Annotated in this window: 22 protein-coding genes (1 of these 22 cut by a window edge); 10 read left to right on the forward strand and 12 right to left on the reverse strand. The window is 67.6% G+C overall.

Features of this window, described 5'->3' with window-relative positions:
• From NPJ82_RS10420 to NPJ82_RS10460, 9 genes are all read right to left on the reverse strand, one after another.
• Positions 1 to 331: the 5' end (the start) of a cellulase family glycosylhydrolase gene (locus tag NPJ82_RS10420; protein WP_342657312.1), read on the reverse strand. It extends 926 nt beyond the left edge of the window; only the first 331 of its 1,257 coding nucleotides appear in the window; its start codon is at positions 329 to 331; its stop codon lies beyond the left edge, outside the window.
• Positions 332 to 881: 550 nt separating this feature from the next.
• Positions 882 to 1,436, reverse strand: a complete 555-nt coding sequence (locus NPJ82_RS10425; RefSeq protein ID WP_342657313.1) for a UDP-N-acetylglucosamine--LPS N-acetylglucosamine transferase — start codon at positions 1,434 to 1,436, stop codon at positions 882 to 884.
• On the reverse strand, positions 1,436 to 1,999 hold the full coding sequence (locus NPJ82_RS10430) for a polysaccharide biosynthesis/export family protein (protein ID WP_267351565.1): 564 nt from the start codon (positions 1,997 to 1,999) through the stop codon (positions 1,436 to 1,438). Before NPJ82_RS10430 ends, NPJ82_RS10425 begins: the two co-directional genes overlap by 1 nt.
• Before the next feature lie 43 nt (positions 2,000 to 2,042).
• Positions 2,043 to 3,203: a glycosyltransferase family 4 protein gene (locus tag NPJ82_RS10435; RefSeq protein WP_342657314.1), complete on the reverse strand. Its 1,161-nt coding sequence runs from the start codon at positions 3,201 to 3,203 to the stop codon at positions 2,043 to 2,045.
• A 10-nt stretch (positions 3,204 to 3,213) separates the two neighbouring features.
• Positions 3,214 to 3,912: an exopolysaccharide biosynthesis polyprenyl glycosylphosphotransferase gene (locus tag NPJ82_RS10440; protein ID WP_112382902.1), complete on the reverse strand. Its 699-nt coding sequence runs from the start codon at positions 3,910 to 3,912 to the stop codon at positions 3,214 to 3,216.
• Between the two features lie 161 nt (positions 3,913 to 4,073).
• Complete coding sequence (locus tag NPJ82_RS10445) at positions 4,074 to 4,808, reverse strand: hypothetical protein (RefSeq protein WP_342657315.1); 735 nt, start codon at positions 4,806 to 4,808, stop codon at positions 4,074 to 4,076.
• Positions 4,808 to 6,178, reverse strand: coding sequence for a Wzz/FepE/Etk N-terminal domain-containing protein (locus tag NPJ82_RS10450; protein WP_342657316.1), 1,371 nt, complete (start codon positions 6,176 to 6,178; stop codon positions 4,808 to 4,810). Before NPJ82_RS10450 ends, NPJ82_RS10445 begins: the two co-directional genes overlap by 1 nt.
• Before the next feature lie 31 nt (positions 6,179 to 6,209).
• Positions 6,210 to 7,538 carry an ATP-binding protein gene (locus NPJ82_RS10455; protein WP_112382899.1) on the reverse strand — a complete coding sequence of 443 codons (1,329 nt, stop codon included), beginning with the start codon at positions 7,536 to 7,538 and terminating at the stop codon, positions 6,210 to 6,212.
• Positions 7,535 to 8,821, reverse strand: a complete 1,287-nt coding sequence (locus NPJ82_RS10460; protein ID WP_342657317.1) for a hypothetical protein — start codon at positions 8,819 to 8,821, stop codon at positions 7,535 to 7,537. The genes NPJ82_RS10455 and NPJ82_RS10460 overlap by 4 nt, the downstream gene beginning before the upstream one ends.
• Before the next feature lie 318 nt (positions 8,822 to 9,139).
• On the opposite strand from NPJ82_RS10460, the gene NPJ82_RS10465 reads away from it, so the two are divergent.
• From NPJ82_RS10465 to NPJ82_RS10485, 5 genes are all read left to right on the forward strand, one after another.
• Positions 9,140 to 10,096 carry a hypothetical protein gene (locus NPJ82_RS10465; RefSeq protein WP_342657318.1) on the forward strand — a complete coding sequence of 319 codons (957 nt, stop codon included), beginning with the start codon at positions 9,140 to 9,142 and terminating at the stop codon, positions 10,094 to 10,096.
• Between the two features lie 50 nt (positions 10,097 to 10,146).
• The gene (locus NPJ82_RS10470; RefSeq protein ID WP_342657319.1) at positions 10,147 to 11,265 is read left to right on the forward strand and encodes a Gfo/Idh/MocA family oxidoreductase; all 1,119 of its coding nucleotides are present in this window, start codon (positions 10,147 to 10,149) and stop codon (positions 11,263 to 11,265) included.
• Positions 11,262 to 11,759 (forward strand): glycosyltransferase, encoded by a 498-nt coding sequence (locus NPJ82_RS10475; RefSeq protein WP_342657320.1) that lies wholly within the window; start codon positions 11,262 to 11,264, stop codon positions 11,757 to 11,759. Before NPJ82_RS10470 ends, NPJ82_RS10475 begins: the two co-directional genes overlap by 4 nt.
• A gap of 10 nt (positions 11,760 to 11,769) precedes the next feature.
• Positions 11,770 to 12,645 (forward strand): hypothetical protein, encoded by an 876-nt coding sequence (locus NPJ82_RS10480; protein WP_149683209.1) that lies wholly within the window; start codon positions 11,770 to 11,772, stop codon positions 12,643 to 12,645.
• A gap of 86 nt (positions 12,646 to 12,731) precedes the next feature.
• Positions 12,732 to 14,069 (forward strand): outer membrane beta-barrel protein, encoded by a 1,338-nt coding sequence (locus NPJ82_RS10485; protein WP_342657321.1) that lies wholly within the window; start codon positions 12,732 to 12,734, stop codon positions 14,067 to 14,069.
• 3 nt (positions 14,070 to 14,072) lie between these two features.
• Here NPJ82_RS10485 and NPJ82_RS10490 read toward each other — a convergent pair whose 3' ends face one another.
• From NPJ82_RS10490 to NPJ82_RS10500, 3 genes are all read right to left on the reverse strand, one after another.
• The gene (locus NPJ82_RS10490; RefSeq protein ID WP_342657322.1) at positions 14,073 to 15,533 is read right to left on the reverse strand and encodes an oligosaccharide flippase family protein; all 1,461 of its coding nucleotides are present in this window, start codon (positions 15,531 to 15,533) and stop codon (positions 14,073 to 14,075) included.
• A complete protein-coding gene (locus tag NPJ82_RS10495) occupies positions 15,530 to 16,423 on the reverse strand; it encodes a glycosyltransferase (protein WP_342657323.1) in 894 nt (297 codons plus the stop codon). The genes NPJ82_RS10490 and NPJ82_RS10495 overlap by 4 nt, the downstream gene beginning before the upstream one ends.
• 131 nt (positions 16,424 to 16,554) lie before the next feature.
• On the reverse strand, positions 16,555 to 17,280 hold the full coding sequence (locus NPJ82_RS10500; RefSeq protein ID WP_112382890.1) for a response regulator transcription factor: 726 nt from the start codon (positions 17,278 to 17,280) through the stop codon (positions 16,555 to 16,557).
• A gap of 445 nt (positions 17,281 to 17,725) precedes the next feature.
• On the opposite strand from NPJ82_RS10500, the gene NPJ82_RS10505 reads away from it, so the two are divergent.
• The 5 genes from NPJ82_RS10505 to NPJ82_RS10525 are packed head-to-tail and all read left to right on the forward strand — an operon-like array spanning position 17,726 to position 22,587.
• Positions 17,726 to 18,811, forward strand: coding sequence for an SDR family oxidoreductase (locus NPJ82_RS10505; RefSeq protein WP_342657324.1), 1,086 nt, complete (start codon positions 17,726 to 17,728; stop codon positions 18,809 to 18,811).
• The gene (rfbF, locus tag NPJ82_RS10510; RefSeq protein ID WP_342657325.1) at positions 18,808 to 19,626 is read left to right on the forward strand and encodes a glucose-1-phosphate cytidylyltransferase; all 819 of its coding nucleotides are present in this window, start codon (positions 18,808 to 18,810) and stop codon (positions 19,624 to 19,626) included. Before NPJ82_RS10505 ends, rfbF begins: the two co-directional genes overlap by 4 nt.
• A complete protein-coding gene (locus NPJ82_RS10515; RefSeq protein ID WP_342657326.1) occupies positions 19,623 to 20,948 on the forward strand; it encodes a Gfo/Idh/MocA family oxidoreductase in 1,326 nt (441 codons plus the stop codon). Before rfbF ends, NPJ82_RS10515 begins: the two co-directional genes overlap by 4 nt.
• Entirely contained in the window at positions 20,945 to 21,493 is a 549-nt protein-coding gene (rfbC, locus tag NPJ82_RS10520; protein WP_112382886.1) for a dTDP-4-dehydrorhamnose 3,5-epimerase, read from the forward strand. Before NPJ82_RS10515 ends, rfbC begins: the two co-directional genes overlap by 4 nt.
• Positions 21,494 to 21,498: 5 nt before the next feature.
• Positions 21,499 to 22,587 carry an FAD-dependent oxidoreductase gene (locus NPJ82_RS10525; protein ID WP_342657327.1) on the forward strand — a complete coding sequence of 363 codons (1,089 nt, stop codon included), beginning with the start codon at positions 21,499 to 21,501 and terminating at the stop codon, positions 22,585 to 22,587.
• Positions 22,588 to 22,806: the final 219 nt, after the last annotated feature.

Consider the following 22,806-nt stretch of genomic DNA (forward strand, 5'->3'; position numbering starts at 1 on the left):
CGAAGTGCGACGTCGGCGTGACGAACACCTCCCCGTTCAGGTGCCCGGGCAACGAGTCCGCCGCGCCTTCGATCGTCGAGAAGGAAACGCCGGAGCGGAACGGCATGGTGAAGGCGGCTGCGGCCGGTGCGGGCGTCGGCGTGGGGCTCGGAGCGGGTATCGGGCGCTGCGCAGACGCCGATCCCGTGACCACGTCCACCGCGGCACTGGCCGATCCGCTGCTGCCACCATCGCCGCCACAACCGGATACGAAGACGGCACTGCCCGCGGCGATCCAGCGCAACAATTCGCGCCGGCCGACCGGGCCTTGATCCACCGGGCTGCGCATCATGCATGCTCCTGGCAGGTGACGGGGCGGGATAAGCACATAATTACCATGATCAATCTCTCGGGGCACGCGGCCGCCGCACGCGGCGCACGCGCTTTGCTCCGCGCCCGGTGACGTGCCGGGGCGGCTGTTACGATACAGGTGCGGAAGGGATGTGTGTGTGGAGCGCGGCTACGCCCGGACGTCTGCCCAAGGCCCTCGCGCTCGGGGCAGCGTTCGCCCCGTGCTAATGCTGATGTTTCATATTCAGTGGCGGCAATCGCAGGGCGCGCCCGTTACCGGGCCATCCAGATCACCATTCCCCAGACGATGATGTTGATGGGACATGCGAATATTACCCCCTTCAGCAGCGACGATCGCCAACGCCGTGGCCGCGTGCGTGCGAGGTCCATCGGTCCGGCAAGGGGAGACGCGTCAATCATGGCCGCCCTTCTTGAGGTAACGACCGGATCATACCCAATATTATTGAACATAAACAAGTAGTCCGAAGGGAGTAGGCGCTCTACCTCCGGTTCGGGTCAACCACTACTTAAGCAGCATTCCGTCGGTTTTTTCACACAATTCGGCCCCAGCACTCAATATCTTCCTGCGCGCCCACCTCCGGCCATTGTGCCAGACAGCGATGTGCCAGCCGCTTGGCGATTCGGCCGGAGGTCGACAGATGCTCGGCATTGGCGATGCTGTCGATCCACAGCGTCCGTACCCCGAACAGCCGCGCCATCAACAGGAAGGGCAGCATCGGCGCCGATCCCGTGGTGATGAACGCCGCCGGTCGCTCGCGGATCATCACGACCAGTGCCCGCGCGAAGATCGGCGCAAACCCCTTCAGGCTGAAGCGCGACGCGTCGGGCACCGCATAATAGCGATGCCCCGCCACCACCTCCGCATAGCTTTCGAAGGTCGACACATAGGCCACGTCGAACCCCTCGAACGCGGCGCGCAGCCGGCGCAACTCCACCCAATGCCCGCCACCCGATGCACCGGCCAGGAGGCGCGGACGACGCGCACCGGACGGCGCGGGCGCCGTCTTGCCGGGCACCGGGCGGGAGGGGCCGCCCTCCCCTCGCCCGCGTGCCGCCCGTGCCAGCGCGATGGAGCCTGCACCCATCAGAAATATCGCTCCACCACGCGGATCGTGTCGCCCGGCAGCACGGGCGCGGATGCGGTGACCGGCACCGCCACCTCGGCGGGCGCGCCGGCGCGTTTGATGAACACCATCTTCTTCTTGGCGCGGTAGGTGAAGCTGCCGGCATCGGCCACCGCCTGCATCACGGTCAGCCCGCTGGCGAAATCGTATTTGCCGGGCCGGTTGACCTCGCCGGAGATATAATAAGGGCGGTATTTGGTCACCTCGGTGCTGACCCGCGGCTGGCGCACCAGCCCCTTGGCACCCAGCGCCGCCTCCAGCTTGCGGCTCAACTGGTCCGGGGTCACGTCGCGCACCGGCACCGTGCCCAGCATCGGCATCGCCAGCGAATCGTCGGCCGCGACCATGAACTCCCCGCTGAACTCCTCGAACCCGAAAGTGGTGATGCGCAGCTTGTCACCTGCGCCCAGCGTATAGGCGCTGGGCATCGCGGCGGCGCTCTCCACCGGCAGCGGCTGTGCGGCGCACCCGGCCAGCAAGGCCGCTGCCGTCATCGCTCCTGCCATCATCATAGTCTTACGCATGACCCCACTCCTTCTCCTGACGAATGCCCCCGAACCATCGCCGTCACGGTACCGTCGCGACGGTCGCCTCCTGCGGCCACGGCGCCGGGCGAACGCCGCCCCGGCCTCCGGTGGCGCTGCGATAGATGCGCTCGATCTCGTCGGCGATGCCGCTCCACGCAAAGCTCGCCAGCGGTGCCGCCAGTCGCTCGGCGCGGCCGGCATCGGCCTCGAACGCGGCCAGCGCCTCCAGGAACACATCCACCTCGCGTCCATAGTCGAACCCGATGGTCAGCCCGGTCCCCAGTCGGTCCAGCGTCCGGCGAAAGGCCGGAATGCCGCTCAGCACCGGGAACAGGCCGGCCGACGCCGCCTCCACCGCGGCGAGGCCGAAGCCCTCATAGCCCGACGGACAGGCATAGACGCTGCTGCGCGCGATCAGGTCGCACAAGGCTTCGTCGCTGGGCGACCCGTGGAATTCGACCACATCGTCCAGCGCCAGTTCGCGCGCCGCCAACCGCAGCTCGGCGATGGTCACGCCCATTTCCTTGCCCGCCACGATCAGGCGCCATGCCGGATCTACCTCCCGCAGGCCGGCGAACCAGGCGAGCAGCCGGTGGACGCCCTTGTGCGGTGCCAGCCGCCCGAAATAGATCATCGTCTTCGTGCCCGGCTGCGCCAGTCCGGCGAACTTGGCCACGTCGACGCCGTTTTCCACCGGCACCACGCGCCCGGCCGCGATCCGGCCGAAGCTGTCCGCATCCTGCAGGCTGGAGGCGATCACCGTGTGATACCGGGTCAGGGTCGCACGGCTGATCGTCGCGAACCACAGCCGCTTCATCCGCATGGCAAAGGGGGTGTGGAAGATGCCGCCATGCGACGTCATCACCAGCGCGGCCCGGTGCCGCCAGCGGGTCCAGCCCAGCGCCTCGGCGAAGAATTCCAGGCCATGGACATGGATGACGTCGGGCCGCCCGACCGCGGCGACCACGCCCGGCGCCAGCGGATAGCGGCGGCTGCCGCGGAACGGCACGCGCACCACCTCGATCCCGTCGATCACCTCGCGCGCCGGCAACCGCGTGCCGTCGCCGTCGAAGATGCGGTCCAGCGTCACCACCCGCACCTGATGCCCGGCGCGGCGCTGTTCCTGCGCCAGCAGCGCGACATAATTCTCCATGCCGCCGATGCCGGGGGCATATTGGCGCGTGGCATGCGTGATCCGCATTCGGGTCCTTTCAATAGGCATTGGGGTCGCGCACCATGCGGGGGATCGTCTTCAGGATGATCGCCAGGTCGAAGGCCAGGCTCCACCGCTCGATATATTCGCAGTCCGCACGCACCCGGCGTTCCATGCACGACAGGTCGTGGATCTCGCCGCGCAGGCCCCGGATCTGCGCCAGCCCGGTGATGCCCGGCCGCACCGCGAACCGCTTCATGTAATCGGCGACCAGCAGCGCATAATGACGATCATGCGCCAGCGCGTGCGGCCGCGGTCCGACCAGCGACATGTCGCCGCGCAGGACGTTGAACAGCTGCGGCAGCTCGTCGATGCTGGTCGCGCGCAGCACCGCGCCCAGCGGCGTCACCCGCGCATCGCGGCGCGTGGCATGGCGGATCTCCTCGCCATTTTCGGTGCAGAACATGGTGCGGAACTTCAGCACCTCGAACGCCTCGCCGTTCAGCCCGCTGCGCCGCTGGCGGAACAGGATGGGCCCGGGACTGGTCGCCCGGATCAATATCGACACCAGGATCAGCGCCGGGAGTACGAAGACGATCAATGCGGATGATACCGCAATATCCAGTATCCGCTTCGATATCGCCGTAGCCGGATGGTTCTCGACCGCGATGACCCCCGATGTTTGCGTGATATCGTCTGCGACGGCACCATCGACATCCAGTATGTCATCGGTTGCGCAGCCATCGAGGTTCTGCATGTCGACCCCCAATATTCTCAGCGTTGCGCCAAAGAATTTTGCCCCTGTTGCCTCAAGGCTAACCTACCCTGCCGCACCGCCACAAGCCGCCGGGCCGGTGCATAAGAGGGGGCGGCGCTACTCCCCTTGAGAGGACCCGCGCCGCCCGTCCCATATCGGGATCAGGTCGCCAGCAGCGTACCGACCAGCGCAGTGCGCATCTCGCCCAGCCGGTCGGCCACGTGGCGGATCGCCTCTACCGGCGTCGATCCACGGCGCACGATCAGGATCGCGGCATCCACCGCCTCGCACAGCGTCGGGGGATCGTTGTGGGTCATGCCGACATCGACCACCATCATGCCGAAGCTGTCGAGCAGCGGCATCGCCCTTCGGTGGAAGCGCTCGCCGTCTAGCAGCACCGCCGCGTCCGGCCCGGACCGTCCCGCCACCAGCACCGACAGGTTGCGCACCGCCGACGGCTCGACCAGCGAGCGGGCATCGTCGTCCCCGGCCAGTGCCGCGGCAAGCCCGGCGGTCTGCGGCATGCCGAGCAGGGCATGCTGCGCCGGACTGGCCAGATTGGCGTCGACCAGCACCGTCGGCGTCGCCGCCTGCGCATAGGAGATCGCCAGGTTGGCCGCGACCACGGACGCCTCGAACGGCGCCCCTATCCCCAGGATCGCCACCGATCGCACCGGCATCGCATCGGCGCGGGTGGAGGCCGCGATCGACAGCCGCAGCGAGCGGGCCATGCGTGCCACCGGATCGTCCGGGTCATAGGCCGCACGGGCATAGCTGCTCAGCCGCGCATCCTCGGGCGCCAGCACCACGTCCGGCTGTGGCCGCCGCGGCTCGTTCTCGTTGGTCTCTACCCGGTCCGCGACGAGCACGCGGTGTTCGCTCGATCGAATGCGCATCACATCCCTCCCACGGCATGCGCCCGTCCGTGACGGAACGGCGCGAAGTTGAAGCTGCCGACGACGGGGACGCCGGTGGCATCGATCAGCCCGCCCGCGGTACGCACCAGCGGGCGGCTCCATTCGGCCAGCATCGCCGCGATCACGCCCAGCGCCAGCCCGCCCAGCGTCGCGAACAGCAGCAGCAGCGGCACGTTCGGGCTGGCGGGAAGCAGCGGCGCGGTGGCACGGTCGATCTGCTGCGCATTGGTGGTCGGCAGGCCGCTTTGCAGCCGCATCAGGTTCAGGCGCTGGGTGACGTTGTCATACGCCTTCTGCGCGGTGGCGACGTCGTTCTGCAACGCCTCCAACTGGCTCTGATAGCCGGTCATCTGCATCATCCGGGCACGCTGCTGTGCGACCAGGCCGCTCAGTTGCGCCTCCCGCGTCGCCGCCGCCGAACTGGCGACCCGCACCGACTGGCTGGCCGCCGACGTCTCGCTCGCCAGCCGTGCGCGCAGCACCTCCAGCTCGCTGCGCGCCGCGACGAGCAGCGGGTGGCTGTCGCCATGCGTCGCCGCCAGCTGGCTGACCTTGGCGTCATTGGCGGCGATCTGCTGGCGCAGCATGCCGACGACCGCGGTCTGCTGCACGTCCGGCGATTCCGACACACGCGATCCGGCACGCGAACGAAGGTCGGCGGCGCTCGATTCGGCATTGGCCAACTGACCCGACAGCGCGTTCAGCCGGTCGGATTCCAGCGCCAGCACATTGCCGTCGATCAGGCCGTGGCTGCGCTGGAAATCGGTCACCTTACCCTGTGCCGCCTCCAGGTTGCGACGCACCTCGTCGGTGCGGCTCTGGAACCAGGTGGCATATTGCTTGGCGGTATCGGTGCTGATCTGCAGCCGCATCGTCACGAAGTTGCGGGCAAAGCTGTTCGCCATGCGCGCCGCGAAGGTCGGGTCGGACGCGCGGAAGCGCACCGCCAGCACGTTGGTGTCCTTCCCCGGCGCCACCTCCAGATGGGCCAGCAGGTCGGTGACGATCCAGTTCTCGAAACTGCCCTCGCCCTTGCCTTCCTCCAGCCAGCGGGTGCGCAGTTCGGGATTGCGGACCAGCCGCTCGTTGCGCGCCACGCGCCGGGCCACCGCATCGCTGCGGATGATGTCCGCCTGCGTGCCCAGCATCGACCGGTCGTCCTGTTGCTGGGGATTGTCCTGCAACGCTGGGTTCGGCCCCCGATCGTCGAACAACAGCGACGCGGTGGCGACATAGGTGCGCTGCACCGTGGTCAGCCATATCCCCGCCAGCACCAGCGTGGCGATCAGCACCGCCACGATCAGTTTCCACCGCGCCTTCAGCGCGGCCGCCATATCGGATGAAAACATCGCCCTTATACCCTCCCTGTTCTTGGTGCGGTCAGGCCGCCTCTGTCTGTCGTTCGCGCGTGGCGAGCTTCGCCAGCAGGAATTGTGGTGCCGCGCCGTCGCGGAAATGGAAGCGCGTGGCCTGCCGGTCGTCGGCGCGTACCGCCGCGCCGAAAATCGCGGCGTCCGCCTCGTCGCCGACGAAGCTGTCGTGCACCGCCGCCTCGCGTGCGATCCGCTCGACCGCGTCGACCGGCTGCGCCGGATCGGCGACGAGCGCGTCGAAGATGTCGGCATCCTCGTGGTTCAGCATCGCCCAGATGGTGAAGGCCCGCGCCAGCCCGCGATGCGTCGCTTCCAGGTCGATCACCTCGCCGCCGCGCCGCACCGTCTCGATCGCCGCGACGTAGCAGAACAGCTGGACGTGATAGGGCGACCCGCACGAGATCGACGCGATCTCCGCGCGCGCCGCCTCGTCGAAGCGGACCTGCGCACGCTCCGCACCACGGTCGATCAACCGGTGGGTATCCTCGCGCGAGATGCGCCCGATCGGGATCGGGGTCAGGTGCCGGCGCAGCGAAGGGTGACACAGGATCAGCTCGTCCAGCGTCCGTGCGATGCCGACCAGCAGCACCTGCACCGGCACCCTCGCATCCGACAGCAGCTTCATCAGCGTGGCGATCTGGCTGTTCACCGCCTCGCTCTCGACCCGGTCGAACTCGTCCAGGATCAGGATCGTCTGGCTGTCCGGCGACAGGCGGGACACCAGATCGACCACCTGCCGCGGCCCGAACTCGGCGGGCAGCGCCTCGCGCTCGCGGGCGAACAGCGCCTTTTCCGCGAACGGCACCGCCGATTCCGGAATGAACGACAGATAGGGACGCAGCAGCTCGGCAAAGCTCGCCGTCGCCTCGCACGCGGTATAGATCACCACCGCGCCCTGACTGTCGGCATAGTCGCCGAACACCTGGGCCAGCGACGTCTTGCCCGACCCCCGCGCACCGTGGATGATCGCGTGCTGGCGGCTGAACAGCACCGCCTCGAACAGCGTGTCCAGCTTGTCGTCGCGGCCGTGCAGGTCCTTGCGCTGACGCACCGGATGCGCGGAATCGAACGCCTCAATGATCCGCGCGGTCGCGTTCTTCGCGCCGAACCGGCCCGGCATCCGCTTGGGCGGCAACTCGTCGTCCTGCGTCACCGCATCGGCCGTCGCCCGGAAGGAGGGCGACGCCGCCGTTTCCAGCACCGGCTCCACCGGCTCGGGCAGGCGGCGTGGCGGCGGCGTGCCCATCAGCCACGCCTTCAGGCGTTTCAACCAGCGCGCGGACGTCGATCGATCGTCCGGATAGGGCGCGGCCAGCATCATCTGCTTGGCCGTCATCGCCGCAAGCCGTCTTGCATAGACCCTCCTGTCAGAAGCGGGGAAGGCGCACGGGCGTGCGCGGGAAAGGAGAAACCAGTGCCGAAGCGCCGCACGGCGCGGGGCTTGGGCGGTGCGGCGGCGGGCGCGAAGCTGCCGGCGCGCATGAACCCGGCGAGCAGCCACATCATCGCGCTCACCTTGGTGCTGAACACCGCATTGCCCGCGATCAGCAGGTTGACGAACAGGAACACCCCCGTCGCCCAGGCGCAGCGCCGCTGTTCGGGCGAGCGGAACGGGATGACGAGGCCGACATACAGCCACAACAGGATCGCGCCGGCCAGCGAGCTGGAATACAGGACATAGGAATAGCCGCTGTCGACGAAGCGGCCCGCCTCCCACACCCGCCCGCCCAGCACCGCGGCCATGTCCGTCTTTGCCAGGAAGTCGACCGACAGGCCGATGCGTCCGGCCAGATCGTCCTCCTTGGACGGACCCAGATGCGCCGACAACGCGGTGGCCAGCCCCAGCAGAACCAGCGGGAACAGCAGCAGCCCGGCCCGCGGCAGGCGCGGGTACAGCCAGTATCCGGCCAGCGTCAGCACCGCCAGCGTCGACCCCAGCCGGGTGTTGTTCGACAACAGCGCCAGCAGCACGAACCCTGCGGTCAGCGCGCGTTCCGCCCAGCCGATCCGGTCCCACATCGCCACCGCGTAGATGGCGACGACACTGGCGAAATTCGCCATCGAGGTCTGCTCGATGAAGATGGATGAGGTGCGCGGCGTGGTGAACAGGCCGAAACTGAACCGCCCCTCGAACCCCAGCGCATTGCCGAACAACCCGATATCGCTCTGGTCGACATCGCCCAGGCCGCGCGTGTTCTGATAATAGCTGAACGGGCTGAATATCTTGGCGTAAAGCTCGGTGGAGGCGATCTCCATCAGCATCACCGCCACCACCAGCCCGACGCCGGCGACGAAGGCGGCCCGGATCGTCGGCATGTTGCACCGCATGCCCAGCATCGTGAACAGCACGATGATCGTCACGTTGCGCAGCGCCTCGATCGCGAAGCCGCCATTGGCGAATGACAATCCGATGGCCAGCAACAGGAAGGCGACGCCCAGGCCGACCGGCGGCGTATCCTCGACCTGCAGCCCGAACGCGATCACGCTCAGCGCCACGGCCGCCAATATGCCGAATTCGGCCAGCGCGACCTGCGTGATGGTCAGCGACGGCCCATGTGCGTTCACGATCGCCAGCACGCCGTTGAACGACAATGCCGCCACGGTCAGCAGCACCGGCAACCAGGCGATCCGCGGGTTTTCCCCTACGCCTTCATGAGTATCCGCTGCTCCGGAAGGCGAGTATTCGGCACCCGCTTCCTTAACAGGATCAATGAAACGGCTGTGTTGTCGCCCAAATGTCATGATCTTTTCCGGCATCGCCGTACACCACCCCCTGGCCGGCTGTCCTTTATAGGGTCTTTCACCAATTGCTTGTTTATGCAAGTCCTTCGGCAACGGCACTACTTGATTGGAATGTTTGCTGATGCTGACTCACCACCATGAATACTTGCCGTACCCATATTTGATTAGCCAGCGATCTTTGGAAGGACTTGCCTGATGGATAGGGTTCAGGTGACGGGTCTGCTCGTCCTGGACGACGGCTCGACCCGCTTTCCCAATCTCCGCGATCCGGGCAACGCGGCGGCGACCTATATCCGCTGTGCCGCGCTGATGGCGCGTTCGGCGCTGGCCGCCGGCTATCACCCGACCATCGTCACCAATCGCGCCGACATATTGGAACGCGACTTCGCCGAACTGGGCGTGCCGCCGGGCGTCACCTTTACCCAGCGGCAGTTCGTGTCGCGGCTCGATCCCGGCGCGCTGCACCGGGCCGCGCATCACAAGCTGGACGTGATCCGCGACCTTGCCGCGCGTCCCGCCGACGCGATGGCGTTGATCGTCGATCTCGACGCGGTGTTCCTGCGGGCGCTGGGCGACAGGGACCTGCCCGCGCCCGGCGCGATCGGCGCCTATGACATCAGCGAGGCGATGACCGCGGAGTCCGGCAACCGTGCCGCCGCCGATATCCACGCCATCGCGCCCGAGCCGATCGCAAGCCCGCGCTGGTATGGCGGCGAGCTGATCGTCGCGCGCTCCTCCGAGTTCCGCACGCTCACCACCCTGCTCGACATGGTGGAGCCGCGCTATTGGCGGCGTCACGCCGATCTTTACCACAGTGGCGACGAGGCGCCGGTCTCCACCGCGCTCAACCTCCACGTCGCGCGCGGCGGCGCGATCTGCGAGCTTGGTGTTCGCGGTACGGTGGTGCGCTGGTGGACCGCCAAGCGCCCCTTTCCCCAGCCGCGCCTGTCCACCCTCACCGACCGCGCGGTGCTGCACCTGCCCGCCGACAAGGAGTTTCTGGCGACGCAGGCGCATCTGCCCTTCGCGCCGGACATCTTCCTTGCCCGCTACCGCGCCCATGCCCGCACCAAGCTGGCGCTGCGTCAGGTGGAGATGGTGCTGCGCCACCGGGCGCTCGGCCAGCCCCGCGCCTTCGTCGCCCGCCTGTGACGCCGCCGCGACCCTTGTTCACGACCCTTTCCGATACGGAGCCGAAGACCATGACCGAACCGTTCAACGTCGCCCTTGTCGGGCTGGGCAAGATGGGCATCTCCCACCTCGCCATCGCCAACACCACGCCGGGGATGAAGGTCGTCGCGGTGTGCGATACCTCCGCGCTGCTCGGCGGCATGGTGCAGAAATATGCCAACATCCCCTATCTGGCCCAATATGCCGATGCGCTGAGCCTGCCCGGCCTTGACGGCGTCATCGTCGCCACCCCCACCCGCTTCCATGCCGACATGATCCGGCAGGCGATGGCGCGCGGCATCCATGTCTTCTGCGAAAAGCCGATGACGCTCGATGCCGATACCAGCGGCGCGATCGCCGACGAGGCGGCGCGTGCAGGCCTTGTCGGCCAGGTCGGCTATCACAACCGCTTCGTGGGCACCTTTGGCGAGGCCAAGCGCCTTCTCGATCTCGGCGCGCTCGGCCGCCTGCGCCATATCCATGCCGAGGCCTACGGCCCCGTCGTCCTGAAGCCCGCTGCCAAGACCTGGCGCAGCCAGTCGTCGGAAGGGGGCGGTTGCCTCTACGATTATGCCGCGCATCCGGTGAACCTGATGAACTGGTATGCCGGGGCGCCGGTCACCTGTTCGGGCGCGCAGATGACGCAGCAATGGTCGACCGATGTCGATGACGCGGTGTTCGCCAACCTGTCCTTTGACGGTGGCGTATCGGGTCAGGTCTCGGTCAACTGGGCGGACGAAACCGCGCGCAAGATGACGACCAAGCTCTGCCTGTGGGGCGATCACGGCAAGATCACCGTCGATCGCCAGGAGATACAGGTCTTTATCGGCACCAACGGCACGCCGCCCGAGGGCTATCGCAAGGGCTGGACGATCAAATACATCACCGAGCTGACCGATCATCCCGCCTTCTATCTGCGTGGCGAGGAATATTCGGCGCAGATGGAGGGGTTCGTCGCGGCGATGCGCAATCCCGTCGGTCCTTATGTCAACGACTTCGCCAGCGGCGCCGCCACCGACCGGACGCTGTCGATGATCCGCGACAGCGCCCGCGGCGTCGTCCCTGCCCGCGCCACCGCGGTGCTGAAGCCGGTGCCGCAGCGCCCCGCGATGCGCGCCGGCCTGTTCGGCTGGACGCTGAAGCGGGCATGATCTTCGCCTCCGTGGGCTCGATGCTGCCCTTCGACCGCTTCGTGGAGGCGGTCGACGGGTGGGCGGCGGCACATCCCGCTACGCCGGTCACCATCCAGATCGGCGACGGCACCTATGAACCGCGCCATGCCGATTGGGTGCGGATCGTGCCACATCCGCGCTACATGGCGCTGTTGGAGCGATGTTCGCTGTTCGTCGCGCATGTCGGCATCGGATCGATCGTGCAGGCGCTGGAAACCGGGCGGCCAATGGTGATGCTGCCGCGCCTCGCCTCGCTTGGCGAGCATACCACCGACCACCAGCTCCACACCGCCACGCGGTTCCGGGACACGGCCGGCCTGACCATCGTGGACGACGTCGCCGCGCTTCACGCCGCGATCGACCATCATCTCGCCCACCCCGCGGCGCCCGCCGCCGCCATCTCCACCGCTGCACCGCCCGCGATGACGCAGCGGATCGGCGCCTTTCTCCACGGCCTTCCGGCCGCTTCATAAGGATCACCCGATGGATCGCATCCTGTTCGGCGACAATCAGTTCTTCGGCATCAACCACATGTCGGAGGAGAAGGCACGGCAACAGTCGATGCGCTTTGCCGACCTCGCCCCGATTATGGAAACGCTGCGCGGCGCCAAGAATGCCGGCGTCGACGTGTTCATGTGCACCACCCATGACCGCATCGCCGAGGTGGCGGAGGTCGTCCGCGACCAGCCGGAGGAATGGGCCGGCTTCAAATTCTACCCCTGCATGCCCTATGCGCACAAATACGCCAATGCCGTCACCGAATATGGCTATTTCGACGCGTTGAAGCGCTTCCTGCCCGGCGGCGGCCTGCTGGACGCGGCGATGCGTGGTGGCAAGGCGCTGCTCACCCGCGACATGGAAAGCGTCGCCACCCTGCTGATCGATGCCGAGATGAAACCGTTCAAGGGCCTGGAGACGCCCATCGTCTTCGTCCAGAACGTCGTCACCGACCTGATCCTCGGCCTCGGCTATTTCGAGGCGTTCAAGATCTTCGCCGACCATATCGAGAAGCGCTACAACGCCGAGGCCGGCTTCATCACCATGAACCTGCCCATGCTGCTGCCCGCGCTCGACAGCGTCGGCATCAGGAACCCGATCGTCTGCGCCAACGTCAACAAGATCGGCTTTCGCATGTCCGGCGGGATCGAGGCGTATCGCCGGGCGACGCAGGAATGGCCTGCACGCGTCATCGCCATGTCGGTGCTGGCATCGGGCGCCATCCCGCCGGCCGAGGCGATCGAATGGGTGGTGAACGAGCCCTATGTCCGCTCGATCCTGTTCGGCGCCTCCAGCGAGCGCAACATCCGCAGCACCGTTGACCTGATCCACCGCTTCGACGGCGCGCTCGCGCCGGCCTGATCCATCACGCCGGCGTCGGGGCAAGGGTCGTTGCCGATCGGCCGCCCCGCCGCCGGGCATCCGTTATCACAAAGGGGGGAACTGCCATGACGAAGACCATCCATGCCGCGCGTTCCGGGCTGCTCGCGCTCGGCCTGTCGCTGATCCCGGCGAATGCTTGGGGACAGGCCGCCACCCTGCCACGGCTGGGCGAGATCCCGGCGCTGCGCATCGACCAGGGAGCCGATCAGGGCATCGACCTCGACGTCGCCCGCCGTCGCCGACCCGCCTTCGATCCGGTCGGCGTAACACTGGGCAACTGGCGGCTTTTCCCCAGCATCACCACCGGCATCGGGGCCGACAGCAATCCCTTCGGCGTGGAAACCAACCGCCAGGGCGACCTGTTCGTCCAGGTCGAACCCTCGCTCGTCGCCAGCGACAATTTTTCCAGCGGCGAGCTCCGGCTGGAGGCGAGCGGCCGTTTCGCGCGCTTCGCCGACGAATCCCAGGCCAACGAAACCAGCTACCGCACCGCGGCCTATGGCCGCTACGAAACCGGCACCCGCGCCGTGCTGGAGGCCGGCGCCGATTTCTCGCAACTGATCGAACGGCGCGACTCCAGCGGCTTTCCCAACGGCCGGGTCGGCCCCGTCCGCTATCTCCAGACGCTCGGCTGGGCGCGCGGCCGCTACGAAATCGGCCGGGTGCGTGCACTGGCGCAGGTCGATTACATCAACCTCAACTTCCGCGACAGCAACGCCTTGTCGATCACCGGGGCGCCCATCGGTCGCATCGACCAGGACGTGCGCGACTCCCATAGCTGGCGCGGAACCCTGCGCGGCGAATATGAGATCGGCCCCGACCTCGCCGTCTTCGCGCAAGGGGTGCGCGGATCGATCGACTATCGGCGCGAAGATATCGCCCCCGGCGTCCCCAATCTCACCGGCACCACCACCACCGCGCTGGCCGGCATCGCCTTCGGCGCGAACCGGCTGATCCAGGGGTCGGTCGGCGCCGGCTATGTCTGGCGCGACTACAACCGCGCCGCGATCGGCCAGATCAAGGGCTTCGCGCTGAACGGCGACCTGCGCTATTTCATCACCCCCGTCCTCACCTTGTCGGCGCAGGCATCGCGTACCGTCGAGGAAGCCGTGCTCCAGAACGCGTCCGGCTATATCAGCACCGCCTTGTCCGGCCGTGCCGATTTCGAGCTGCTGCGCGAGCTTATCCTCAATCTCGGTGCCGGCTATCGCTACAACGACTTCCGCGACAATCCGCGCCGCGACAAGGTGTGGGAGATGTCGGCGGGCGCGCGCTACAGCGTCAACCGCAACTTCGCGCTGGAGGGCGATGTCAGCTATCTCGACCGCTCCGTCCGGAACGACGCCTTCGCCCCCAGCTTCGATCAGGTCCGCATCTTCGTGCGCACCCGCTTCAGCCTCTAGCCGTCACGCCTCCACCGGCCGCTTGCCGCGGCCGGCCATTTCCAGCGCGGTGGCAAAGGTCGTGCGGAACAGTTGCGGCGCCACCATGCGCAGTAACACGCCATAGAGCAGCATGCCCGCCGGGATCATCACCATCAGCACCACCGGCCCCGGCAGCACCGCCGCCAGCACCGGCCGCATCGCGAACAGCGCGGCCATCATCGCGACCGCCGCCGCCACCGACGGCAACAGCGCCGTGCCGATCGTCCGCCACCCCAGCCCCATCGCATGCATCGCAAAGCGCAGGCGCAGCGGCAGCACGATCAGCGTCGCCATCGACACCCCCGCCGCCAGCGCCACCGGCCCATAGGGCGCCGCGATCCACAGCATCGCCACGTTCACCCCCGCTGCCACCCCGGACGTCAACGCATCATGATGCGATCGCTGCTCCACCAGCAGCGCGGAGCTGGCGAACTGCCCCAGCGCCGCCAGATATCCGCTTGCCGCCAGCGCGGTCAGGATCGGCGCGGACGCCTCCCACCGCGCGCCGAGCAGCAGGTGGACGAGGAACGGCGAGGCGGCGGCCAGCCCGGCAAAGGCCGGGGCCACCGCCAGGCTCATCATCGTGAGCCCGCCGGCAAAGGCGCGCGCGCGTGCCCGGTCGTCGGCGATCCCGGCGAGCGCGGGCAGCGTGACCGAGGAGATCGCGTTGACCAGCATCATGTTGGCGGACAGCATGATCCGCTTGGCCGCGTTGTAGATGCCCGCCGCCGCCGGCCCGAACCAGGCGGAGGCAAAGAACAGGTCGGCATCGGTCGCCACCGCATTCCATGCCGCGCCCAGCGAGATATGCCGCGCCCGCTTCCATAGGTCGCGCAGCCCCGCCCATGGCAGCCAGGGCCGCGGCCGATAGGGCGCGCTGACCCACAAGGTGATGATGTTGAACAGGTTGATGGTCAGTTGCTGCCCGACGAGGCTCCACAGGTCGAACCCGGCGAACGCCATGCCCAGCCCCACCACGCCGCCCGCGACCACCGACAGCGTCGATCGCACCGCCAGCGCCCGGAAACGCATCTGCCGGGCCAGCCACGCGCCGTGCGTCCCCGCCAGCCCCATCACCAGCAGGATCACGGACAGCACGCGCAGCACCGGCGCCGCTTCCGGCGAGCCGATCAGCCGGGTCAGCTCCGCCGCGCTCAACGCGACGACGCCCGCGCTCAGGCCGCCCAGGATCAGGATGACGTTGAAGCACAGGTCGTAATCGCGGTTGCTGACCTCGGTGCGCGCATTGGTGGCGTTGGTGACCGGGTCGATCAACAACCGCCGCACCACCTCCACCACCGCCAGGCTGACCGCGACCAGCCCGAAACTGGCCTGCGACACGAACCGCGCGATAACCAGAAAGACCAGCAGCGACAACATCTGCCCCGCCCCCTGGCCCAGCACGGCCCAGGCGGCGTGGCCGCCCATACGCGCACGGCTCATGTGGCGGGCTGGAACAGGAAGCCGTGCAACAGGCCGCGCAGGATCAGCGCCGCGCCGTGCCAGCGGCCGCGCGTCGCCATCCCGGCGGCAAGCCGCGTCTGCCGGATCAGCAGGTAGATCAACTGCCGCTTGCGCTCGTACCGCCGGGTGGTGAAGGTCGTGTTGCGCACCATGAAATAATGGTAGCGGATACGCTCCGGATTGCGTTCGGTGCGGATGTCCAGCTGGCCCTCCGTGGCGCGGGCGTGCAGCACGGTGCTGCCCCCCACCAGGAAACCGGGCCGTTCGCGGCTGATCCGCACGGTATATTCGCGGTCCTCGCCCCACATGAACATGTCCGCCAGCGGCAGGCCATGTTCCTCGACCGTGGCCCGCGGCAGCAGGATTGACACGAACGTCGCGCCCCTGGTCGGCACCATGCCATGGTCCAGCAGCAGCGGCCAGTTCTGGAAGCCGATCGCGTTGGCCCGCCGGTCTAGGTCGGGCACGTCGGTCAGCGCGCCACTCCGGCCGCGCGCGCGCGACACCAGATAGCTGGGGCTCACCCCCTGCCCCGCCAGCGTCTCGTCCGCCGCCAGCAACCGCTCCAGCGCGTCGCGGTCCGGCAACACGTCGTCGTCCATCATCCAGACGTGATCGGCATCCGTCTCGAACGCATCGTGCAGGGCGGCGCGAAAGCCGCCAGCCGCGCCGACATTGCGGGGCAGCGATACCAGTTGCACCCGCTCGCCCCATTCGCGGCGGATGAACGGCGCGGTGCCGTCGGTGCTGGCATTGTCCAGCACCAGGATATGGTCCGGCACGCGCGACTGCCCGACCAGCGCGGTCAGGCACTGGTCGAGCATCGTCCGCCGGTTATAGGTCAGCACCACGGCACAGACGATCGACATGCGCATTCCCCTTCGCCTCCGCTCCGATGGCGGGCCCCCTGATCGGGCGCGTCTTCAGGATAAGGCCATGCTGCACTGCGTCGCGCGCTATTCCGATATACCCCGGCCGGCTGACCGGCGGGGTTCGCCCCTTATTGCAGCTGCTGTCCGATGCGCTGCTGGATCAGTTGGCGGGCATGATGGCTCGGATGACCATCAGCCGTCGGCGCGTTTCCCCGCTCGCCCAGCGCCCAGATCGCCGCCTGGGTGCGGTTTTGCACGCCGATCTTGCGCAGGATCGCCTTGACGTGGACCTTCACCGTCGCCTCGCTGATGCCCAGCTCGCGCGAGATGATCTTGTTGGGATTGCCCGACACCAGACAGGTCAGGATCTGCACCTCGCGCGTGGACAGCCCGGCCGCCTGGATCGATGCGGTGCTGCCCACCGGCTCGCTCTGCCCGATATGATGACGCAGCGTCTCGGCCAGGTTGCTGGGCATCACCTTCTCGCCGTCCGCCACCAGGTTCAGCAGCTTGATGAGCGAGGTCGATGCGATCCGCTTGACGATATAGCCATAGGCGCCCTGGTCGAAATTGCGCGCCATCACGTCGAAATCGAACTGGTCCGCAAGGATCACGATCCGCGCGGCCGGCGATGCTTCCAGCAGGTCCTGGGTCAGCGTCCGGTCGGGCGTCGCCAGCCCGTCCACCACCACCAGATTGCAGTCGTCGGGGTGCAGGGCCACCGCCTGCGCCACATCGTCCGGATCGGACACCAGGGCGGTGATCCGGAACCCCTGCTCCCTCAGCACGCGGTCCAGCCCTTCAAGGGCGATGGGATTGCTCCCCAGCAGTGTAACCCGAATGTCCGATATCATGATGGTCCCCCTCGTTGCGTGGCTTAACCCCTCAAGTCACGTTGCATGTTCCAACCGGGTCGCACCCTATACTCAGGCTGCCTCCCTCGCCGTCCGAATTCGCAGACGATGTAACCGGAAAGTCAGTCAACAGCAGTCATTATGCATTAAAGCACGTTAACCTGCGCAAGGCACAAAATGGTTACTACGTCGGTAATTAGAAGTCACCATTAACATCTTGCCAAAAATGGGACTCGCAACAACTTGGACAATTTCAGGAATAAAATCACATTCATTATCTCGCGCTCGAATAACATGTAAAAATCTCTATGTACGCCCCTGGGATGATGTCCCGATGATCGGGGCGACACGGGGCCTAGCTTCGGGAATGTTGCACCTGCTGCCGAATGAGCCCGCATCAACGGGCGGCAGTTTTTGGAACAGTCATCCACGAAGGGGTGCGTCGATGAAGATCCTCATCACCGGCAATATGGGCTATGTCGGGCCCGCGGTGGTCCGTCACTTGCGTAGCCGGTTTCCTGACGCCGTCATCGACGGCTTCGACGCGGGCTTTTTCGCGCACTGCCTGACGACGCGGACCGGCCTGCCGGAACGCGACCTGAACCGCCAGAGCTTCGGCGATGCGCGCGCGCTGCGGGCCGGCGACCTGCAGGGCTATGACGCGGTGGTCATCCTGGCGGCGGTGTCGAACGACCCGATGGGAGAGCGGTTCGCCGGCGTCACCGATGCCATCAACCGCGAGGCGGCGGTGTCGCTCGCCCGGGCGGCCTCCGATGCCGGCGTGCGCAACGTCGTCTTCGCCTCCAGCTGCAGCGTGTACGGCATTGCCCAGGGCGGGCCGCGGCGCGAGGATGATCCGGTCAACCCGATCACCGCCTATGCCGCCTCCAAGATCGGCACCGAACAGGCGCTGGCCACGATCGGCGGCGACACCGTCATCACCAGCCTGCGCTTCGCCACCGCCTGCGGCATGTCGGCGCGCCTTCGCCTCGACCTCGTCCTCAACGATTTCGTCGCCAGCGCCCTCGCCACCGGCCGCATCACCATCCTTTCCGACGGCACCCCCTGGCGCCCGCTGATCGACGTGGCTGACATGGCGCGCGCGATCGAATGGGCCGCGACGCGCACCGCCGATCATGGCGGCCGCAACCTCGTCGTCAATGCCGGGGCCACCACCGCCAATTACCAGGTCCGCGATCTGGCGCAGGCGGTGGGTCGTCTCGTCCCCGGTTGCACCGTGTCCATCAACCATGATGCACCGGTCGACTCCCGCTCCTACCAGGTCGATTTCAGCCGCTTTGCGCAACTGGCGCCGGCGCACCGTCCGCAATTGTCGCTCGATGACTCCATCCAGGGCCTGATCGCCGGCCTGCAGGGGATCGACTTCGCCGACCCGGATTTCCGCACCTCCTCGCTGATCCGGCTTCAGGTCCTGAAAGGCCTGATCGCCGATGGCTTCCTCAGCGAAGACCTGCACTGGTCAAAGCCGGACGCCACCCATTGGACGCCCGAGATCGAGGAGGCGGCATGATGAAGGCTGTTCTGCTGGCCGGCGGCTTCGGCACCCGCCTTGCCGAGGAAACCACCGTCACTCCCAAGCCGATGGTGGAGATCGGCGGCAAGCCGATCATGTGGCACATCATGAAGATCTATGCCCATTACGGCATCACCGATTTCGTGGTGCTGGGTGGCTACAAGGTCGATTATATCCGCAGCTACTTCCTGAACTATCAGGCGCGCAACTGCGACATGGTGGTCAATCTGGGCACCGGTGCCGTCGAATGGCTGAGCTGCGCGACCGAGGACTGGCGCGTCACCATTCTCGATACCGGTCTGGATTCGATGACCGGCGGCCGTCTGCGCCGTGCCCGTCATCTGCTTCAGGACGGGCCCTTCTGCCTGACCTATGGCGACGGCGTCAGCGACGTCGATATTCCCGCGCTGGTCCAGCAGCACAAGGACAGCGGCGCCTGGTGCACGCTGACCGCGGTGTCGCAACCGGGTCGCTACGGCGCGCTGCGTATCGATGGCGGCACGCAGGTGCAGGGCTTCAGCGAGAAGGGCAAGTCGGACGGGGGCATGATCAATGGCGGCTTCTTCGTCTGCTCGCCCGAGATGCTCGACCTGATCGACAATGACGACACGGTGCTGGAAAACGAGCCGATGGACCGGCTGATCGCCGCCGGCCGGCTCGGCGCCTATCGTCATGACGGCTTCTGGCAGAGCATGGACACGCTCCGTGATAAGCATCTGCTCGAAAGCCTGTGGCAGGGGGGCAGCCCGCCCTGGAAGGTCTGGCACGACACCGCGCCCGCCAGCATCACCCCGCTGAGGCGCACGGCATGATCCTGGTCGACACCGCGCTCGCCGCGCGCGAAGCGGCCGGCAACCCGATCCGCGTCGGCATCGTCGGCGCCGGCTTTCAGGGTGCCGCCATCGTCCGCCAAATCGTGCGATCCACCAAGGGGATGCGCGTCGTCGCGGTCGCCAACCGCAACCTTGCGCCCGCGGTCGCCGCGGTCGAGGTGCTCGGCATCGCACCTCTGGTCTGCGACGACCGCCCCGCGATCGAACGTGCGATTGCCACCGGCCGCATCGCGGTCACCGACGATGCGGTGGGGCTTGCACAGGCGGACGGCATCGATGTCGTGGTCGAGGTGACGGGCTCGGTCGACTATGCCGCCACCGTCGTTCTCGCCGCGATCGAGGCGGGCAAGCACGTCGTGCAGATGAACGCCGAACTGGACGGCACCGTCGGCCCGGTGCTCAAGGCGCGCGCCGATGCGGCCGGCGTCATCTACACCTTTTCCGACGGCGATCAGCCGGGGGTGCAGATGAACCTCGTCCGCTTCGTCCGCGGCCTCGGGGTCACGCCCGTCCTGTGCGGCAATATCAAGGGGTTGCAGGACCCGTATCGCAATCCAACCACCCAGGCCGGCTTTGCCGAGAAATGGGGGCAGAAGCCCGCCATGGTCGCCTCCTTCGCCGATGGCACCAAGATCTCGTATGAGCAGGCGGTGGTCGCCAACGGCACCGGCTTTCGCGTCGCGCAGCGCGGCATGGTCGGCCCCGACCCCACGAACCGCGATCCCACCGTGCCGCTGCAACCGCTGGAGGACATCATCGCGCCGCTGGCCGATGCGCTCGACACGCATGGGCCCGGCCTGGTCGATTATGTCGTCGGCGCCCGCCCCGGCCCCGGCGTCTTCGTGCTGGGCACGCATGACGACCCGCGCCAGCAGCACTTCCTCAACCTCTACAAGCTCGGCGCCGGCCCATATTACCTGTTCTACACCCCCTATCATCTCTGCCATTTCGAGGTGCCGACCTCGATCGCGCGCGCCGCGCTGTTCGGCGACGCCGTACTCGCCCCCTCGGGCGGGCCACAGGTCGGCGTGGTCGCCGCCGCCAAGAAGGACCTCCATCCCGGCGACCGCATCGCCGAGTTCGGCGGCTATGAATGCTACGGCGTGGCGGAGAATTATCCGGTGATCGAACAGGACCGCCTCCTGCCGCTCGGCCTCGCGCTCGACTGCACCGTCACCCGCTTCGTCGCCCGGGACAGCATCCTAACCTACGCCGATGTCGCCATCCCCGAAGGCCGCCTCGTCGATCGCCTCTACGCCGAACAGGCCGCCCTGTTCTCCACCAGGAGCCTAGCCGCATGAAATTCCACAAGACCGATCTTCAGGACGCCCTGCTGATCGAACTGGAGGAGCGCGGCGACGAACGCGGCTTCTTTGCCCGGTCGATGTGCCAAGACGAGTTCACCGCCGCCGGCATGATCCCGGCCTATGTGCAGCAGAACGTGTCGATGTCCGCACACAAGGGCACGGTGCGCGGCATGCATTTCCAGCGCGCCCCGCATAGCGAGGCCAAGCTGATCCGCTGCGTGCGCGGCGCGATCCTGGACGTGATCGTCGATCTGCGCCCCGCCTCGCCCAGCTATATGCGCTCCGAGGCCTTTCTGCTCGACGATCGCGACCGGCGCCAGCTCTACGTGCCGCCGGGCTTCGCGCACGGCTTCCAGACGCTGACCGACGATGTCGAGGTGACCTATCTGGTCTCCGCCCTGTATACGCCGTCATCGGAAGGCGGGCTTCGCCACGACGATCCCGAACTCGGCATCGCATGGCCGCTCGTCGCCACCGTCGTCTCGCCCAAGGATGCCGCCTGGCCGCTGATCGACCGCGCCGCGCTGCCGGCACTCTGACGCAGATGGCCGATGTCGATGCGGTGGTGGTGGGCGCAGGCGTCATCGGCCTCGCCGTCGCCCGGCGGCTCGCCACCGCCGGCCTGTCCACGATCATCGTGGAGGGGGACGCCGTGATCGGCAATGGCACCAGCTCGCGCAACAGCGAGGTGATCCATGCCGGCCTCTATTACGGCGCGACGCCCCGCAAGCGGGCCATGTGCATCGCCGGGCGCGAACATCTCTACGCCTATGCGCAGACGCGCGGTGTCGCCCATCGCCGCATCGGCAAGCTGATCGTCGCGTTCGAGGCTGCCGAGCTTGCCACCCTGTCGCGCATCATGGACGATGCGCGCGCCGCCGGCGTTGATGATCTGGTGGCGCTCACCGGCGCGGACGCGCGCGCGCTCGAACCCGAACTGCGCTGCGCCGGAGCCCTGCTGTCGCCATCGACCGGGATCATCGACAGCCACGGCCTGATGCAGGCGCTGCTCGCCGATGCGGAGGATGCCGGCGCCGTCCTCGCCTGCCGCACGCGCGTGTCGGGGCTGGTGCCGGGGTGCCGCGGCTGGACCGTCATGGTGGACGGCGAGCCCGCGCTGACCGCCACCCGCATCGTCAACGCCGCCGGCCTGGGTGCCGCCGCGCTCGCCGCGGCGACCGAAGGGTTGGAATACGTCCCAACGCTCCGCTACGCGCGCGGCCATTATTTCACCTATGCCGGCCGGGTGCCCTTCTCGCGCCTCATCTATCCGGTGCCCGTGCCCGGCGGCCTCGGCACGCACCTCACCCTCGACCTGTCGGGCAACGCCCGCTTCGGCCCCGACGTCGAATGGATCGACACCATCGACTACCACGTCGACCCCGCCCGCGGCGACAGCTTTCGCGCGGCCGCCGCCCGCATCTGGCCCGCGCTCGACCCCAGCCGGATCGCCCCCGGCTATGCCGGCATCCGCCCCAAGCTCGGCGGCCCTGGCGACCCCGCCGCCGACTTCGCGATCGACGGTCCTGCCGAACATGGCCTCGCCGGTCTGGTCAACCTCTACGGCATCGAGTCCCCCGGCCTCACCGCCTCGCTCGCCATCGCCGACGACGTCGCCCTCCGCATCGTCTGAGGCACTGGCCGCCGATCGGCTGCACCGGGTACGTATCGGGGCAATGTATCGGGAAAAGGTCGGCTCGCGCCGGGCGCAAGGAAATTCCGGCACGGCGACGGGGGCCGCCGGGGGTGGGTCGGGGCCGCCGCCGTGCGCGTTTCGGAAGGTAGCCTTGGCGGCCCGCCCTGCCTCTGTCGGGCCATGCGGCACGGGGCAGCCGATCGCCCCGCCGCCCCC

This window comes from Sphingomonas sp. NY01, assembly GCF_038809135.1.
In the GTDB taxonomy this organism is placed as follows: Bacteria; Pseudomonadota; Alphaproteobacteria; order Sphingomonadales; family Sphingomonadaceae; genus Sphingomonas; species Sphingomonas carotinifaciens.